The sequence below is a fragment of the Ideonella sp. A 288 genome, from assembly GCF_002198735.1.
In the GTDB taxonomy this organism is placed as follows: Bacteria; Pseudomonadota; Gammaproteobacteria; order Burkholderiales; family Burkholderiaceae_C; genus Pseudaquabacterium.
Window position 1 is genome coordinate 1 of sequence record NZ_MWLO01000143.1, and the last position, 16,443, is coordinate 16,443.

Sequence of the window (16,443 nt, forward strand, 5' to 3'; positions counted from 1 at the left end):
CCCCACCCCCTCTTCCCGCCGCGCCTTCCTGGCCGGCGCCACCGCCGCGGCCGGCGGCCTGGCGCTGCCCACGCTGGCCCAGGCCCCGGCGTTCCCGACGCGGCCGATCCGCTACATCTGCCCGTGGCCGGCAGGCGGCTCCACCGACGCGGTGATCCGCGCGCTGGCCGAGAGCGCGGCCAAGATCCTGGGCCAGACGATCATCGTCGACAACAAGCCCGGCGCCGGCGGCATGCTCGGCGCCAACGAACTGGTCAATGCCAAGCCCGACGGCTATGTCGTGTCGCAGCTGCCGCACGGCGTGTTCCGCATCCCGCACATGCAGAAGGTGCAGTTCGACACGCTGAAGGATTTCACCTGGATCGCCTGCCTCACCGGCTACACCTTCGGCTTCGTGGTGCCGGCCGATTCGCCGATCAAGAGCGTCGCCGACCTGGTGGCCTACGCCAAGGCCAACCCCGAGAAGTTCACCTACGGCTCCACCGGCATCGGCACCAGCCCGCACCTGGCGGTGGAAGAGTTCGCGCAGCGCGCCGGCATCAAGCTCACGCACGTGCCCTTCAAGGGCAACGCCGACAACATGCAGGCGCTGCTGGGCGGCCACGTGATGGGTGCCAGCGACGCCACCGGCTGGGGCCCGCACGTCGAGGCCGGCAAGCTGCGCCTGCTGGCCACCTACGGCAGCAAGCGCACCAAGCGCTGGCCGACCATCCCCACGCTGGACGAACTGGGCTACCAGACGGTGTCGGATTCGCCCTTCGGCGTCTGCGGCCCCAAGGGCATGGACCCGGCGGTGGTGCGCACGCTGCACGACGCCTTCAAGAAGACGCTCGACGACCCCGCGGTGATGGCCACCTTCGACAAGTACGACCAGACGGTGATCTACAAGAACACCGAGGCCTACACCAAGTTCGCGCGCGACAGCTTCACGGCCGAGAAGGCGCTGATCGAGCGGCTGGGGCTGGCGGGCAAGGGCTGAGGCCGCGCCGGGTTGCCCGGCGCCGTCGTGACGGCGCCGGCCAGACGCTGACGGTCAAGCGCGCGGCGCGGCCGCCTCCAGCGCCGCCAGGCGCTCCGGCGTGCCGACGTCGGTCCACTCGCCGTCCCAGGGCTGGGCGCCCAGGCGGCGCTGGGCGATGGCCTGGTGCAGCAGCGGCGTCAGGCGCAGGCGGGTGCCGGGCGCGATGCCCCGGAACATCTCGGCGCGGAACAGGCCCACGCTGGCCCAGGTGCGCCAGGGGCGCGCGGGTCGGCCGTCGAGCACGGCCAGCCCGTCGTCGCCGAGGCCGAAGTCGCCCTCGGGGTGGTGCGGCGCGTTCGGCGCCAGCCACAGCTGTCCGAGGCGCGTGCCGTGCTCGAAGCGCCGGGCGTCGGCCGCGTCGAACGCGAAACCGGGCAGGAACACGTCGCCCGAGACGACCCAGAAGCACTCGCCCAGCCAGGGCAGCGCCTTGGCGATGCCGCCGGCGGTTTCGAGCGCGCCGCCGTGGTCGCGGCCTTCCATCGAGTAACGCAGGCGCAGCCCCCAGCGGCTGCCGTCGCCCAGCACGCGCGGGAACTGCTCTTCCAGCCAGGCGGTGTTGACGACGACCTCGCGCACGCCGGCGCGGGCCAGGGCCTCGAGGTGCCACTCGATCAGCGGCTTGCCGCACACCGGCAGCAGTGGCTTGGGCGTGTGGTCGGTCAGCGGCCGCATGCGCTCGCCGCGGCCGGCGGCCAGGATCACGGCGGGAAGGTTGCGGGGGGCACTCATCGGGCCCGCAGTGTAGGGGCCCGCCAGCGGGCGCCGCAGGGGCTCAGCCGAGCCCTATGGGCGCCGGGGCCGTCATGACGATCTTGCGGAACAGCGGCTGGTACTCGGCACTGGCCTCGTGGCCGGTGAGCGGGTCCTTGTTGGCGGCGAAGGCCACGTCGAGGTCGACCCAGTCGGCCTCGGTCAGGTGGTTGCGGGCGGCCGGCAGGATCTCGGTCTCCTCGATGGCCATGTGGCGCAGATAGGCATCGATGTAGCGTTGCACCGCGTCCTCGAAGGCCTGGCGGCGCGATTCGCCCATCACCTCGAAGGCCAGCAGCAGGTGCTCGAGCTCGCGGATCGCCGCCTCGCCGCGGCCGTGGTCGGCGTCCAGCCGGTCGAGCACCTCGCCGAGTTCGGGGCAGCGCTCGCGCACCTTCGGGAAGAGCAGGTCGCTTTCCTTGGTGTGGTGCAGGCGCTCGGGGAACTCGTCGACGTAGAACAGCATCGCGCGCAGCACGTCGAAGGGCGGCAGCTTGTGCTCGCGCCGCGACTGGTCGACCAGCATCGACAGCGAGCGCAGCATCGCCGCGAGGGCCTGGTGCTCATCGTGGATGACGGAAAGGGAGGCGTGGCGCATGGTCGGAGCCCGGGCATCGTTCGGACCCCGAGCATGGCGCCGATCAGCGCCGCGCGGCTTGAGACAAGTCAAGGCGCGCCAGCGGGGCCGGCGCCCGGCAGGCGGCCGCGCCGCAGTTGCTGGCGGTCGACCGAGGCCGGTTGAAACGCCGCCAACAGGGCGGCCAGCAGCCGCTCGGCCCGGTCGGAGTTGTCGGCGCCGAAGTTGCACACGTAGACGTCCAGCGTCACCGCGGCGAGCTCGGGCCATGTGTGCACCGCCAGATGCGATTCGGCCAGCAACACGACGCCGGTGACCCCACCGCCACCCACCTGGCCATCGAAGCGGTGGAACAGCTCGCCCACGGGCGTCAGGCCCGCCTCGGCCACCGCGGCCAGGCACAACGCGCGAAGCGCGAGGGGCTCGCGCAGGGCCGCCGCGCCGGTCGGGCAGCCGCTGGCATCGGCGGTGAGGTGCAGACCCTGCATGGGCGCGGATTATCGGGCCGCTAAAATCGCTGGTTCGCTCCCCCGATCGGCCCCCCCCTCCCCAACCCGCCTCACGGCGCTGCGCATGGCCTCGAACCTCTCCCAAGACACCTCCCTGATGGCCAACGCCATCCGCGCGCTGGCGATGGACGCCGTGCAGCAGGCCAACTCCGGCCACCCCGGCGCGCCGATGGGCATGGCCGAGATCGCCGTCGCACTGTGGGGCCGGCATCTCAAGCACAACCCGGCCAACCCGCACTGGGCCGACCGCGACCGCTTCGTGCTGTCCAACGGCCACGGCTCGATGCTGATCTATGCGCTGCTGCACCTCACCGGCTACGACCTGGCCCTGAGCGAGCTGCGCAACTTCCGCCAGCTGCACAGCAAGACGCCGGGCCACCCCGAGGTGGGCGTCACCCCGGGCGTCGAGACCACCACCGGGCCGCTGGGCCAGGGCATCACCAACGCGGTGGGCATGGCGCTGGCCGAGAAGCTGCTGGCGGCCGAGTTCAACCGGCCCGGCCACACCATCGTCGACCACCGCACCTACGCCTTCCTGGGCGACGGCTGCCTGATGGAAGGCATCAGCCACGAGGCCTGCGCGCTGGCCGGGGCCTGGAAGCTCAATAAGCTGGTGGCCCTGTACGACGACAACAGCATCTCGATCGACGGCAAGGTGCAGCCCTGGTACGTGGACGACGTGGCCAAGCGCTTCGAGGCCTACGGCTGGCACGTCGTCGGCCCGGTCGACGGCCACGACGTCGACGCGGTCGACCTGGCCATCGCCCGCGCACACGCGTCGGCCACCAAGCCCACCATGGTCATCTGCAAGACCACCATCGGCCGCGGCTCGCCCAACCGTGCCGGCACCGCCAAGGCCCACGGCGAGCCGCTGGGCGCCGACGAGATCAAGCTCACCCGCGAGGCCCTGGGCTGGACCCATGAGCCTTTCGTGATCCCCGAGGCCGCCTACGTGCAGTGGGACGCCCGCGCCAACGGCGAGGCCGCCGAGCATCGGTGGCAGGACACCTTCGCCGCCTACCAGGCCGAGCACCCTGCGCTGGCCGCCGAGTTCGTGCGGCGCATGGCCGGCGACCTGCCCGCCGGCTTCGCGCAGGCGGCGGTGGACGCCGCCGTGGCCGCCCACGTCAAGGGCGAGACGGTGGCCAGCCGCAAGGCCAGCCAGATCGCGCTGGAGGCCTTCACCAAGGCCCTGCCCGAGCTGTTGGGCGGCTCGGCCGACCTGACCGGCTCGAACCTCACCAACACCTCGTCGACGCCACCGCTGCGCTTCGCCGACGACGGCGCGGTGGTCATGGCCGACGGCCACATCGGCCGCCACGTCAACTACGGCGTGCGCGAGTTCGGCATGGCCGCCATCATGAACGGCGTGGCGCTGCACGGCGGCTACATCCCCTACGGCGGCACCTTCCTCACCTTCAGCGACTACAGCCGCAATGCCATCCGCATGGCCGCGCTGATGAAGGCGCGGGTGATCCATGTCTTCACGCACGATTCCATCGGCCTGGGCGAGGACGGCCCTACCCACCAAAGTGTGGAGCATGCCGCGTCGCTGCGGCTGATCCCGGGGCTGGACGTCTGGCGCCCGGCCGACACCGCCGAGACCGTGGTGGCCTGGGCCGTGGCGCTGCAATCGCGCGCGCGGCCGAGCGCGCTGCTACTGTCGCGGCAGAACCTGCCCTACGCCCCCCGGTCGGCGCTGGACGACATCGCCAAGGGCGCCTACGTGCTGGCCGAGCCGGCCGAGGTGGGCCTGCGCAAGAAGGCCCAGGCAGTGATCATCGCCACCGGCTCCGAGGTGCAGCTGGCGCTGCACGCCCAGGCGCAGCTGGCGCAGGACGGCGTGGCGGTGCGCGTGGTATCGATGCCCTCGACCAGCGTGTTCGACCGCCAGAGCGTGGCCTACAAGACCAGCGTGCTGCCGGCCGGGCTGCCGCGGGTGGCCATCGAGGCCGGCGTCACCGACGGCTGGTGGAAGTACGGCTGCGCTGCGGTGATCGGCGTGGACACGTACGGCGAGAGCGCCCCGGCGCCGCAGCTGTTCAAGCACTTCCACCTCACCGCCGACAACCTGGTCGCCACCGTGCGCGCGGTGCTGTCCCGGCGCTGAATCGGCTCGCTCGACGCCTCCCCCTTCGCCCAGGCCCGCCATGAAGTACCCGCTGCCCGCCCTGATCGCCAGCCTGTTGTTCGCCGCGCTGCCGGCCCAGGCGCAGACGCTGCTCGGTGTGAAGGTCGAGCCGGCGCAGGCCAAGGTGGGCGAACCGGTGACGGTGTCGGCGCAGTTCGACCTGAGCAAGGCCCAGAACTGCAACGTGCGCATCCACTTCGGCGATGGCCAGACCACCGACGCGAAGATCAACCAGGAGAAGGACGCCAACCTGGTGGTGCCCTACACCTACAAGGCCGCCGGCCACTACACCGTGATGGTCGAGCCGAAGACGGCGCTGCCCACGCTGAAGTGCAGCGGCCCGAACCAGAAGGCCGTGGTCACTGTCGTGGCGCCGCCCCCGCCGCCGATGTCGTCGTCCCCNCGCAGGGCCCCAGCTGCCCGAGCGGCTGGACGCTGGTGGCCAAGAGCGTGAACAAGAAGTCCGGCGCCTTCGCCTGCAGCGCCAGGCCGGGCACCGCCGCGCCGTCCGAGAAGCCGGCCTGCCCCGGCAAGCTGAAGTACCACGAGAACACGAAGAAGGGCCAGCTCGGGTGTCGCCCGTGATGGTGCCCGTGACCGCGCATTTCCCACATCCACCCACCGGAGAGTCCTCATGACCATCAAGATCGGCATCAACGGCTTCGGCCGCATCGGGCGCATGGTGTTCCGCGCCGCGGTGCAGAACTTCCAGGATATCGAGATCGTCGGCATCAACGACCTGCTCGAGCCCGACTACCTGGCCTACATGCTCAAGTACGACAGCGTGCACGGCCGCTTCAAGGGCGAGGTGTCGGTGGACGGCAACACGCTGATCGTCAACGGCAAGAAGATCCGCCTGACCGCGCTGAAGGACCCGGCCGAGCTGAAGTGGGCCGAGATCGGCGCCGACGTGGTGGTCGAGGCCACCGGCCTGTTCCTGACCAAGGAGGCCGGCGAGAAGCACCTGGCCGCAGGCGCGAAGAAGGTGATCTTCAGCGCGCCCAGCAAGGACGACACGCCGATGTTCGTCTACGGCGTCAACGACAAGACCTACGCCGGCCAGGCCATCATCAGCAACGCCAGCTGCACCACCAACTGCCTGGCCCCGGTGGCCAAGGTGCTGAACGACACCTTCGGCATCAAGCGCGGCCTGATGACCACGGTGCACGCCGCCACCGCCACGCAGAAGACCGTCGACGGCCCGAGCAACAAGGACTGGCGCGGCGGCCGCGGCATCCTCGAGAACATCATCCCCAGCTCCACCGGTGCCGCCAAGGCCGTGGGCGTGGTGATCCCCGAGCTGAACAAGAAGCTCACGGGCATGTCGTTCCGCGTGCCCACGTCGGACGTGTCGGTGGTCGACCTCACCGTCGAGCTGATCAAGGAAGCCAGCTACGACGACATCTGCAAGGCCATGAAGGCCGCCTCCGAAGGCGCCATGAAGGGCGTGCTGGGCTACACCGAGGACAAGGTGGTCTCCACCGACTTCCGCGGCGAGGCCATGACCAGCGTGTTCGACGCCGACGCCGGCATCGCGCTGGACAAGACCTTCATCAAGGTCATCGCCTGGTACGACAACGAGTGGGGCTACTCGAACAAGGTGCTCGAGATGGTGCGCGTGGTCGCGCGCTGATCGTCCCCGGGCGCCTCACGGCATCACCCCGAAGCGCCCGGCCTGCCGGGCGCTTTCTCGTTCTTCACAGGGCCTTGACATTGGCTGGCTAGGATGGGCGATCTGCTTTGCCCGCCGAACCCAGGATGACCCTTCCACTTTCGATGATCTTCCGCCTGCTGGCCGCCGCGGCGGCGGTGATGATCGCCTCGGCCGCCCCTGCCGCGAACGAGCGTGGCCCGCAGCGCCACCCCGCGGCCCCGGCCGCGGAAGACGCCCAGGCCGCACGGGTGATCGTCAAGTACCGCGCCGACAGCCGCCTGATGCGCGCGCTGGCCGTGGCTCCTCGCGGGGCCCCAAGCGCGGCCGCAAGTGCGGCCCCAAGTGCAACCGCCACCGCGCGGCCGCAGCATGCGGCCTCGCTGGCGGCACGGCTGTCGCTGCCGCTGGTCGACGGCCCGGTGCTGGGTGGCCGCACGCAGGCGCTGCGCAGTGTCGGCCTGTCGTCGAGCCAGCTCGCCGCCCGCCTGGCCGCGCAGCCCGACGTGGAATGGGCCGTGCCCGACCTGCGCCGCCGCCTGACCGCCGTGCCCAACGACCCGTACTTCGGCGCAGGCCAGGCCTCCATCACGCCCTCGGCGGGCCAGTGGTACCTGCGGGCGCCCGACAGCACCTTCGTCTCGGCCGTCAACGCCGTCGGCGCCTGGGATGTCACCCCGGGCTCGCCATCGATCACCGTCGCCGTGCTCGACACCGGCGTGCGCCCGAACCACCCCGACCTGGTCGGGAAGCTGCACCCGGGCCGCGATTTCATCGTCGACCGCGTCACGGCCAACGACGGCGGCGGCCGCGACCCCGACCCGTCCGACCCCGGTGACTGGACCGACTTCGGCGAGTGCAGCGGCGGCGAGGCCGCGCAGCCGAGCAGCTGGCATGGCACACAGGTGGCGGGCCTGGTCGGCGCGGCCACCGACAACGCCGTGGGCATGGCCGGCGCCGGCCGCAACGTGATGGTGCTGCCGGTGCGCGTGCTGGGCCGCTGCGGCGGCTATGACTCCGACATCATCGCCGGCATGCGCTGGGCGGCCGGCCTGTCCAGCGACCCGGTGTTCAACCTCCATCCGGCCCGCGTCGTCAACCTGAGCCTGGGATCGCCCGGCGCCTGCCTGGCCAGCTATGCGGATGCGGTGGCCGAGCTGGCCGCGGCCGGCGTGACCGTGGTGGCCGCGGTGGGCAACGACACCGGCACGGCCGTCGGCGTGCCCGCCAACTGCCCGGGGGCCATTGCGGTGGCCGGCGTGCGCCACAGCGGCACCAAGGTGGGCTATTCCAGCCTGGGGCCCGAATCGGCCATCGCGGCGCCGGCCGGCAACTGCGTCAACCTCACCGGCGCCTGCCTTTACCCGCTGCTGACCACCACCAACTCGGGCAGCACCGCGCCGGGCGCCGACACCTACAGCGACAGCAACGACGCCACGCTGGGCACCAGCTTCGCCTCGCCCATCGTGGCCGGCACGGTGGCGCTGATGCTGTCGGCGAACCCGTCGCTGACGCCGGCGCAGGTGCGCACCGCCCTGCAGGCCACGGCACGGCCCTTCCCGAGCACCGGCGCCGAGCCCGACGTGGTGACCTGCCGGGCCCCCGACGCGACCGAGCAGATCGAGTGCTACTGCACCATCGGCACCTGCGGCGCCGGGCTGCTGGACGCGGCGGCGGCGGTGGCCATGTCCACCCCCGCGGCCATGGCCGACGCGGCCGCCTCGGACCGCGTGTTCAATCACCTCGAGGCGCTGTACCCGCAGTACATCGCCCCCGCAGCCCAGCGCTCGGTGGTGAACTACGGGTACTACCACCGATACTACCCGTCCACCCGCTCCTACGTGGGCACGGCCGGCGGCAATGTGTACTACCTGGTGCCGGCCCTCAACGACCGCATCAACCTGCTGGGGCGGCTGGCCGATTTGCTGGCCCAGGCCGCCGCCGCAGGCTACTGACCTGCGCGGCGCCGGCCGAAGGGCAGCCGGCCCTCAGGCCTTCGGTGGCGTGGCGGCGCAGGGGGCAAAGCCCACGCCGGCGGGCAGCAGCTTCAGGTTGAAGAGCTTGTCGCGCAACGCGGCATCGGCTGCCGGCACGCGCAGCGTGGCCAGCGTCACGGTCGGGGTGATCGTCACGACGCGGGCGGTGCGCACGCCGCGCTGCACCAGCCTGGCCAGCGCGTTGTCGGCCGCGCCCTTGTCGTCGAAGCGGCCCAGGCTCACGCCCGGCTGCAGCTCGGGTGAGTGGCCCAGCGCCTCGGCCTCGACCTTCAGGCGCTGGAGCTCTTCCAGCTTGCGCGTCACTGCGTCGGCATCGGCGTAGCGGCCCATGTAGACCATGAAGCTGCCTTTGCGCTGCGACGACACGGTGGTCCAGCTGCGCGGCGGCAGCTGGGCCTCGCGCAGGGCGCGCTCGACTGCGGGCAGTTCGGCCGTGGCAAAGGGACCGGCTTCGAGGCAGGCTGCCGCTGACACACCAGACGCCGCCGAGGCCGGTGCCGACGCAGCGGCGGCGGCGCCAGACGCAGCCGCAGACGCCGCCATCGCCGCAGCCTCCGCCGCCCGGCGCGCCGCATCGGCCAGGGCTGCACTGGCCGCCACCGGCGGCAGCACCCGCACTGCCTCGGGATTGACCTGCTGGCGCACCCGCTCGGGCTCGCGCTGGGCCATCGACGGGGCCGGCGCCGCGGCGCCCAGCCACCCCTGCTGCCAGGCCAGCAGCAGGCCATTGACCAGCAGCAGCAACAGCACCAGGGCCCTCAGCATGCCGTTGCTCCCCGGGCCGTGGGGCCGCCGGCGGGACCACCCGCGGTGGCCGCGGCCGGCGCGGCCGCGGTGGCCCGCACGCTGACCTCGCCGCTGCTTACCCGGTGGCGCCGGCCTTGCGCGCGCACCCACAGGGCACCGTCGCTGTCGACGCCATCGGCCACGCCCTCGGGCAGGTCGGCCAGCGAGGTGCTCACCGGCTGGCCGGCCAGCAGGTCACGCGCCGCATAGCGCTCGCGCAGCGGCGCAAACCCGGCCTGCTGGAAGGCCAGCAGCGCGCGCAGCAGCGGCTCGGCCACGCGGGCCAGCGTGGCCGGTGCGTCCAGCGCAGGGTGGAGCGCCTGCACGCCGCCATACCCCTGCGACAGGGCCTGCACCGGCAGGCCGGAGCGGGCCTGCGGCACGATGTTCAGGCCCACGCCGACAACCGCCATGCGCTGGCCGGCCGCGGCCACCGACTCGATGAGGATGCCGCCCAGTTTGTGCGGCAGGCCGTCGGGCTGCACCAGCATCAGGTCGTTGGGCCACTTCAGGCCGATGCGCGGCACCTGCCCCGCAGTCTGGCCGGGCACCGGCGGGTCGAGCGCCTCGGCCAGCGCCAGGCCCACCGCCAGCGACAGGCCCGACCAGTCGGCCGCAGCCAGCGGCAGCGCCAGCGAGAAGGTGAGCGACGCGCCCGGCGCCGATTGCCAGGGGCGGCCCTGGCGGCCACGGCCCTGCGTCTGGCGCTCGGCCACCAGCAGGCTGGCGGCGGTGTCGCCCAGGCGGGCCCGCTCGAGCAGCACGGTGTTGGTGGAGCCGGCCTCGGCCAGCACCTCGACCGTCAGCCCGGGGTGCAGCGGTTCGAGCCGCTGCCACAGCGTCTCGGCGTCCCAGTTCTGGCGATCGGTGTCGGGCATCTGGGGGTGGGCNTCTGGGGGTGGGCGGGCTGGACGGTCGGGAGGGACGTCAGGCGCGCAGCTTCTGGCGCTTGGGTGCCAGCATGGTGCCACGGCAGCCGGCCGTGCCGCAACGGCAGGCGAACTGCTTTTTGAGCGCCGGGGTGTAGCGCTCGTCGATGACCAGGCCGTAGTCGTAGAACAACTCCTCGCCCGGCGCGATGTCGCGCAACGCCTTGATGAAGACGCGGGCGCCGTCTTCGTCGGCCTCGCAGTTGGGCGTGCAGGCGTGGTTGATCCAGCGCGCCGCGTTGCCGCCCACCTTGGCGTCGATGACATGCGCCTCGTCGATGTGGAAGTAGAAGGTGTGGTTGGGGTCGGTGGGGTCGTGCGGGTGGCGGCGCAGCGCCTCGTCCCAGCTGATCAGCTCGCCGGTGTACTCGATGACCGTGTCGCCGGCCGCGATGGGCTGCAGCGCGAAGACGCCCTTGCCGTGCACGCCGCTCTTGCGCACCTGGATGCGCCGGCCTCCCGCCGGGGCGGTGGCGGCAGAAGACTTCGGGCGGTCGGCTTGCAGGGTTGGCGTCATTGGTTAAAGTGAATTCATGGGCGCGCGCGTGTACACCTGTGCAGGCGCGCGCGAAGAGGACGGATTGTAGGCACGGCCCCAGACCCCGCCGGGGCGGGCCCCGAAGGACCCGCGCGGGCGGGCCGATCACCAGGAACACATCGCATCCATGAGCAAGACACTGATCATTGCCGAGAAGCCCAGCGTGGCGCAGGACATCGTCCGCGCGCTCACCCCCGTGGCCGGCAAGTTCGAGAAGCACGCCGAACATTTCGAGAACGACACCCACATCGTCACCTCCGCGGTGGGCCACCTGGTGGAGATCAAGGCCCCGGAGGAATACGACGTGAAGCGCGGCAAGTGGAGCTTCGCGCACCTGCCGGTGGTGCCGCCGCACTTCGACCTGGCCCCCATCGACAAGGCCAAGACGCGGCTGAACGCGGTGGTCAAGCTGGTCAAGCGCAAGGACGTGGGCGCGCTGGTGAACGCCTGCGACGCGGGCCGCGAGGGCGAGCTGATCTTCCGCCTGATCGTGCAGTACGCCGACCCCACCGGCAAGGGCGCGTCGACCAAGCCAGTGCAGCGGCTGTGGCTGCAGAGCATGACGCCGCAGGCCATCCGCGACGGCTTCGACCACCTGCGCAGCGACCAGCAGATGCTGGGCCTGGCCGATGCCGCGCGCAGCCGCAGCGAGGCCGACTGGCTGGTCGGCATCAACGGCACGCGCGCGATGACGGCCTTCAACTCGCGCGACGGCGGCTTCTTCCTGACCACCGTGGGCCGGGTGCAGACGCCCACGCTGTCGATCGTCGTCGAGCGCGAAGAGAAGATCCGAAAGCACGTCTCGCGCGACTACTGGGAGATCAAGGCCGGCTTCGAGGCCGCCGCCGGCGGCTACGAGGGCAAGTGGTTCGACCCGAAGTTCAAGAAGGACGACGACCCCGATCGCCGTGCCGACCGGATCTGGAACGAGCGCGATGCCCAGGCCATCGGCGACGCGGTGCTGGGCAAGCCCGGTGTCGTCACCGAGGAGGCCAAGCCGAGCAACCAGAGCAGCCCGCTGCTCTATGACCTGACCACGCTGCAGCGCGAGGCCAACGGCCGCTTCGGCTTCTCGGCCAAGACCACGCTGAGCCTGGCGCAGGCGCTGTACGAAAAGCACAAGGTGCTGACCTACCCGCGGACCGACTCGCGCGCGCTGCCCGAGGACTACCTGGCCACCGTCAAGCAGACCTTCCAGATGATCGCCGGCGAAGACCTGCCTGGGCCGCTGAAGGCGCTGGCCCCGCACGCCGCCAAGGGCCTGAAGGAGGGCTACGTCAAGCCCACCAAGCGCGTGTTCGACAACGCCAAGGTGTCGGACCACTTCGCCATCATCCCCACGCTGCAGGCGCCCAAGAGCCTGACCGAGGCCGAGGCCAAACTGTACGACATGGTGGTCAAGCGCTTCATCGCGGTGTTCTACCCGCCGGCCGAGTACATGGTCACCACCCGCATCACCAAGGTGGCCGCCGCGGTGAAGGGCCTGGGCGACGAGCAGTGCTTCCAGACCAACGGCAAGGTGCTGGTGAACCCCGGCTGGCTGGCGGTGTACGGCAAGGAGGCTCAGGACGAAGACGCCAACCTGGTGCCGGTGCAGCCGAGCGAGGTGGTGGCCAACGAGCACGTCAGCGTCAACCCGCTGAAGACCCGCCCGCCGGCGCGCTACAACGAGGCCACGCTGCTGAGCGCGATGGAAGGCGCCGGCAAGCTGATCGACGACGACGAACTGCGCGAGGCCATGGCCGAGAAGGGCCTGGGCACGCCGGCCACGCGCGCGCAGGTGATCGAAGGCCTGATCGCCGAGAAGTACATGCTGCGCGACGGCCGCGAGCTGGTGCCCACGGCCAAGGCCTTCCAGCTGATGACGCTGCTGCGCGGCCTGGCGATCGAAGACCTGACCAAGCCCGAGCTCACCGGCAACTGGGAATACCAGCTGGCCGAGATGGAGCACGGCCGCCTGTCGCGCGACGCCTTCATGAAGGAGATCGCCAAGATGGCCGAGCGCATCGTGCGCAAGGCCAAGGAATACGACCGCGACACCATCCCGGGCGACTACGCCACGCTCACCTCGCCCTGCCCCAACTGCGGCGGCATCGTGAAGGAGAACTACCGCCGCTTCACCTGCACCGGCGCCGATGGCGCCAGCGAAGGCTGCGGCTTCTCGATGACCAAAATCCCCGGCGCGCGCAGCTTCGAGCTGCACGAGGTCGAGGCCTTCCTGCGCGACAAGAAGATCGGCCCGCTCGAAGGCTTCCGCTCGAAGGCCGGCTGGCCCTTCACCGCCGAGCTGAAGCTGGTGCGCGACGACGAGATCAACAACTGGAAGCTCGAGTTCGATTTCGGCGACGACGCCAAGAACGCCGACGGAGAGGCCGAGGCCATCGACTTCAGCGGGCAGGAAAGCCTGGGCGTGTGCCCCAAGTGCAAGGGCCGCGTCTTCGAGCACGGCACCAACTACGCCTGCGAGCATGCGGTGAGCGCGCCTGTCACCTGCGACTTCAAGACCGGCCGCATCATCCTGCAGCAGCCGGTGTCGCGCGAGCAGGCCGTCAAGCTGCTGACCACCGGCCGCACCGACCAGCTCGAAGGCTTCGTCTCCAACCGCACCAAGCGCAAGTTCAAGGCCATGCTGGTGTGGGACGAGAAGGAAGGCAAGGTCGGCTTCGAGTTCGCGCCGCGTGGCGAGAAGGCGCCAGCGGCGAAAAAGACCGCGGCGAAGAAGGCCGCTGCCAAGTGATCCTTGGTTGAGCATGGCCAAGGCGCCGAAGCCACCGGGCGCGAAGCCGCCCGGCGAGGCCGCCTCGATCGCCGCGGCGCTGGACTGGCCCTGCCTGGTGGCACGCGGGGGCACGGCCTGCCTGCTCGACCTGAGCGTGGTGCCCAACGCCCGCCACACCGGCGTCGACGGACTGCACGACGGCGCGCTGCGCGTGCGCCTGTCGGCGCCGCCGGTGGACGGCAAGGCCAACGAGATGGTGTGCGACTGGGTGGCCGGCGAGCTGGGCTGCCCCAAGCGCGCGGTGCGTCTGCTGCGCGGCCCGGCCTCGCGGCGCAAGCAGCTGGAGATCGACCTGGACGCGGCCACCGTGGCGGCGTGGCTCGCGAAGGTGGTCTTGCCGGATCGCGAATGAGCCCGCGGGCCGCCGCAGGGCATGATCGGTCGGCATGAGTTTGATCGTCTTCCACAAGCTGCTGGCCATCTTCGCGACGGTGGCCATCGGCTGGTTCGCCGGGCGCATGCGCTGGCTGGGCCAGGCCGGCGAAGGCACCGACCCGGCGCGCACGATGGGCCACGCGGCCTTCTTCATCTTCGTGCCGGCGCTGCTGTTCCGCACCACCGCGCGGCTGGACCTGGGCGCCATGCCCTGGGCCACCGTGGTGGCGTTCTTCGTGCCGGTGATGTGCACGATGCTGGCGGTGTACGCGGTGCAGCGCTGGCGCCGGCCGGCACTGCCCGGCGCCAACCTCGAGGCCGGCGAGCGTGCCGCGGCGGCGCCGTCGTCGCGGGCCATCGCGGCGGTGTTCGGCAATTCGGTCCAGGTGGGCATCCCGGTGGCGGCGGCGCTGTTCGGCGAGGCCGGGCTGGGCATCCACATCGCGCTGGTCAGCCTGCACGCGCTGGTGCTGCTGTCGGTGCTCACGGCGCTGGTGGAACTGGACGTGGCCCGCGCCCGCGCGCTGCACGAGCCCACCGCCAGCCTGTGGCGCACGCTGGGCACGACGGCGCGCAACACCATCATCCACCCGGTGGTGCTGCCGGTGCTGGCCGGCCTGGCCTGGAACGCCACCGGCTGGGCGTTGCCCGGCGCGCTGGACGAGACGCTGCAGTTGCTGGGCACGGCCGTGGCGCCGCTGTGCCTGGTGCTGATCGGCATGTCGCTGGCCTACAGCCACGTCGGCGGTGCCCTGGGCGGCGCGCTGGCGATCTCCGGCCTGAAGCTGCTGCTGCTGCCGGCGCTGGTGCTGGCGGTGGCGCACTGGGGCTTCGGCCTGGCCGGCCTGCCGCTGCAGGTGGCGGTGATGATGGCCGCGCTGCCCACCGGCAGCAATGCATTGATCTTCGCGCAGCGCTACCGCTCGCAGGAGGCCGAGACCACCACCGCCATCGTGCTGTCGACGCTGGGCTTCGTGCTCACCGCGCCGCTGTGGCTGGCGGTGCTGGCGCGGCTGGGCTGAGCGCCGCCGTCGCTGGGTGGCCGCCCGGCGCTACCTGCCGCCGGCCAGCGTCTCGCGCGGATCGTCCATCGTGGCCGAGGACAGAACGCGGCGTTCGCGGTCGAAGGTGACGGTGAACACCTTTTTCTGCTGGCCGTCGAGGAAGCGCCAGTCCCAGACCTCTTCGTCGGGCTTGCCGGCGAAGCTCTGCGTCTTGGCCGGCTTGCCCAGCGCACGGCGCACGTCGACCTGCGCCATGCCGGTCTGCACCCGGGTGAAGTTGGCCGGCGTCAGCAACTGGCGCAGCGAGCTCATCTTGCCGTCGGTGCCGATGACGATGAGGTAGTTGGTCGAGCCCTCGGGCTGGCGCGGGTACTCGAGCACCTTGCTGCCGTCGGCCCGCTCGGAGACATGCGAGGGCTCGCCGAACTGCCTGCGCACATCGGTCTCGGTGGACAGCCCCTCTTCGAGCTTTTCGATGCGGTGCTGATCACAGGCGGCCAGCGCGGCGGCAGTGGCCAGGACAAGGGCAATGAGGCGCATGACTGCTTCCAGATACAACCAGGACGCCCCATTTTGCCCGCATCCGCCGACACCGGACCTGCGTTGTTCCCCCATGAATGCGCGGGGCAGGGTCCACTAGCCTGGCCGGTCGAGCCATTGTTGCAGCGCCGGCGCCAGCCCCTGCCAGGCCGGCGCCGCACCGCCCGCCGGTGCGGCCAGCAGGCCGGGGCGGGGCGGGCCGGTGAGCCACTCGATGCCGGCGCTGGCGCTGTCGATCAGCGGCACCGGCAGGTCGGCGGCCAGGGCCTGCGCATAGCCCGCCAGACCGGCGCCGCCCAGGATCACCGCATCGACGCCGTGCGCGGCCCGCACGCACACGTCGCGCAGCAGCGCGATGGCGCCGGCCGGGTCGGCCGCCAGCTGTGCGCCGCTGGGCGCCACGGCATGCACCGCCGCCAGGCCGTCGGCCAGGCCCAGCGATGCGGCCAGGCGCTGCAGCATCGGCACCCAGGCGGCGCCGCCGGTGACGATGGCATAGCGCCCATGCAACGCGGCCTGCCGCATCGCCGCCTCGGCCAGGCCGACCACCGGCAACCCGGTGGTCTCACGCAGCGCCCAGACGCCGGGGTCGCCGAAGCAGCCCAGCAGCACCGCGTCGGCCCCGCCCCCGGCGGCCACGTGGCGCGCCCAGGCGTCCAGCGCGGCATGGCCGGCGATGGCATAGCCGGCCTCGCTGGCGATGTAGCTGGCGCCCAGCGTGGCCGTCAACGCGGTGAGCTCGACATCGCCTCGCCCGGCCAGCAGCGCCTGCGCATGGGCCAGCAGCCTGGCGCTGACCGCGGCCGAGGTGTTGGGATTGAGGATGGCCAGGCGCATGGATGCGTTCGGACCG

The 16,443-nt window shown here is 71.5% G+C and carries 16 protein-coding genes; 8 read left to right on the plus strand and 8 right to left on the minus strand.

What is annotated here, in order from left to right; all coding sequences use genetic code 11:
- Positions 1–979, plus strand: a 979-nt coding sequence (locus EOINJALH_RS23210; protein WP_310732332.1) for a tripartite tricarboxylate transporter substrate binding protein, incomplete at its 5' end; no start/stop codon positions are given.
- 54 nt (positions 980–1,033) lie between these two features.
- On the opposite strand, the gene murU is transcribed toward EOINJALH_RS23210, so the two are convergent.
- The 3 genes from murU to speD all read right to left on the minus strand — a co-directional run bounded on the left by murU (position 1,034) and on the right by speD (position 2,839).
- Positions 1,034–1,753: an N-acetylmuramate alpha-1-phosphate uridylyltransferase MurU gene (gene murU, locus EOINJALH_RS23215; RefSeq protein ID WP_088284612.1), complete on the minus strand. Its 720-nt coding sequence runs from the start codon at positions 1,751–1,753 to the stop codon at positions 1,034–1,036.
- 43 nt (positions 1,754–1,796) lie between these two features.
- Entirely contained in the window at positions 1,797–2,372 is a 576-nt protein-coding gene (locus EOINJALH_RS23220) for a hemerythrin domain-containing protein (protein WP_088284614.1), read from the minus strand.
- A gap of 68 nt (positions 2,373–2,440) precedes the next feature.
- Entirely contained in the window at positions 2,441–2,839 is a 399-nt protein-coding gene (speD, locus tag EOINJALH_RS23225; protein WP_088284616.1) for an adenosylmethionine decarboxylase, read from the minus strand.
- Between the two features lie 85 nt (positions 2,840–2,924).
- Here speD and tkt point away from each other — a divergent pair, with 85 nt between their 5' ends.
- The 4 genes from tkt (at position 2,925) to EOINJALH_RS23245 (ending at position 8,597) form a co-directional block, all read left to right on the plus strand.
- Complete coding sequence (gene tkt / locus EOINJALH_RS23230) at positions 2,925–4,970, plus strand: transketolase (RefSeq protein ID WP_199873466.1); 2,046 nt, start codon at positions 2,925–2,927, stop codon at positions 4,968–4,970.
- A 40-nt stretch (positions 4,971–5,010) separates the two neighbouring features.
- On the plus strand, positions 5,011–5,393 hold a 383-nt coding region (locus EOINJALH_RS33550; RefSeq protein WP_404872791.1), incomplete at its 3' end, for a PKD domain-containing protein.
- 232 nt (positions 5,394–5,625) lie between these two features.
- A complete protein-coding gene (gene gap / locus EOINJALH_RS23240; RefSeq protein ID WP_088284620.1) occupies positions 5,626–6,624 on the plus strand; it encodes a type I glyceraldehyde-3-phosphate dehydrogenase in 999 nt (332 codons plus the stop codon).
- Between the two features lie 125 nt (positions 6,625–6,749).
- Positions 6,750–8,597, plus strand: a complete 1,848-nt coding sequence (locus EOINJALH_RS23245) for a S8 family peptidase (protein ID WP_088284622.1) — start codon at positions 6,750–6,752, stop codon at positions 8,595–8,597.
- 33 nt (positions 8,598–8,630) lie between these two features.
- On the opposite strand, the gene EOINJALH_RS23250 is transcribed toward EOINJALH_RS23245, so the two are convergent.
- From EOINJALH_RS23250 to EOINJALH_RS23260, 3 genes are all read right to left on the minus strand, one after another.
- Complete coding sequence (locus tag EOINJALH_RS23250; protein WP_088284624.1) at positions 8,631–9,404, minus strand: sporulation protein; 774 nt, start codon at positions 9,402–9,404, stop codon at positions 8,631–8,633.
- Positions 9,398–10,315: biotin--[acetyl-CoA-carboxylase] ligase (locus EOINJALH_RS23255; protein ID WP_404872792.1), on the minus strand; the 918-nt coding region annotated here is incomplete at its 5' end. The genes EOINJALH_RS23255 and EOINJALH_RS23250, both read right to left, overlap by 7 nt.
- A 37-nt stretch (positions 10,316–10,352) precedes the next feature.
- Positions 10,353–10,871, minus strand: a complete 519-nt coding sequence (locus tag EOINJALH_RS23260; RefSeq protein ID WP_088284628.1) for an SET domain-containing protein — start codon at positions 10,869–10,871, stop codon at positions 10,353–10,355.
- A gap of 148 nt (positions 10,872–11,019) precedes the next feature.
- Here EOINJALH_RS23260 and EOINJALH_RS23265 point away from each other — a divergent pair, with 148 nt between their 5' ends.
- Genes EOINJALH_RS23265 through EOINJALH_RS23275 form a run of 3 tightly spaced genes read left to right on the plus strand, consistent with a single transcriptional unit; the run spans position 11,020 to position 15,068 of the window.
- Entirely contained in the window at positions 11,020–13,629 is a 2,610-nt protein-coding gene (locus EOINJALH_RS23265; protein WP_088284630.1) for a DNA topoisomerase III, read from the plus strand.
- 13 nt (positions 13,630–13,642) lie between these two features.
- The gene (locus tag EOINJALH_RS23270; protein WP_088284632.1) at positions 13,643–14,023 is read left to right on the plus strand and encodes a DUF167 domain-containing protein; all 381 of its coding nucleotides are present in this window, start codon (positions 13,643–13,645) and stop codon (positions 14,021–14,023) included.
- A gap of 34 nt (positions 14,024–14,057) precedes the next feature.
- On the plus strand, positions 14,058–15,068 hold the full coding sequence (locus tag EOINJALH_RS23275; RefSeq protein WP_088284634.1) for an AEC family transporter: 1,011 nt from the start codon (positions 14,058–14,060) through the stop codon (positions 15,066–15,068).
- Between the two features lie 30 nt (positions 15,069–15,098).
- Here EOINJALH_RS23275 and EOINJALH_RS23280 read toward each other — a convergent pair whose 3' ends face one another.
- Both EOINJALH_RS23280 and EOINJALH_RS23285 read right to left on the minus strand, forming a co-directional pair.
- Entirely contained in the window at positions 15,099–15,590 is a 492-nt protein-coding gene (locus EOINJALH_RS23280; protein ID WP_088284636.1) for an outer membrane protein assembly factor BamE, read from the minus strand.
- Between the two features lie 96 nt (positions 15,591–15,686).
- On the minus strand, positions 15,687–16,427 hold the full coding sequence (locus EOINJALH_RS23285; RefSeq protein WP_088284638.1) for an aspartate/glutamate racemase family protein: 741 nt from the start codon (positions 16,425–16,427) through the stop codon (positions 15,687–15,689).
- Positions 16,428–16,443 lie beyond the last annotated feature (16 nt).